The organism is Alicyclobacillus suci (genome assembly GCF_017329615.1).
Taxonomy (GTDB): Bacteria; Bacillota; Bacilli; order Alicyclobacillales; family Alicyclobacillaceae; genus Alicyclobacillus; species Alicyclobacillus suci.
In genome coordinates this window covers 1-338 of sequence record NZ_JAFMTW010000191.1, presented here as the reverse complement: position 1 = coordinate 338, position 338 = coordinate 1, and the positions used below count along the sequence as shown (strand labels likewise).

The 338-nt window shown below is 68.3% G+C and carries 1 protein-coding gene; it reads right to left on the bottom strand.

From position 1 onward, the window contains the following. A partial coding sequence (locus J3482_RS20370) for an RDD family protein (RefSeq protein ID WP_206923113.1) occupies window positions 1-338 on the bottom strand: 338 nt, incomplete at both ends.

Genomic DNA, 338 nt, shown 5'->3' with positions numbered 1-338 from the left:
CGTCCGACCTGCTCGCGTGCGACCGGGCTCAGCATGTCGGTGCGGGTGAGGTACTGCCGGATCTGCATGGCGACGCCGTCGGGCAGCGCGCCCATGTCGGCTCCGGACGCCCACGGAATCAGCGCAGGTGGCATCCACGGGCCCGGCTGCAAGCGCATCGCGGTCTCTTCGCGTACGACATAGGTGCCGGCGGCGAGGTCGCCGATCCGTTTCGCGCGCGTGGACAACATCGCGCTGACGACTGCGGGCACGCCCATCAGCAACCAGATCTCGATGATGCCGACAAGCCCACGCACGAACGCATGCCGGAAGGTGATCGGACCACCGTCGTCACGGAC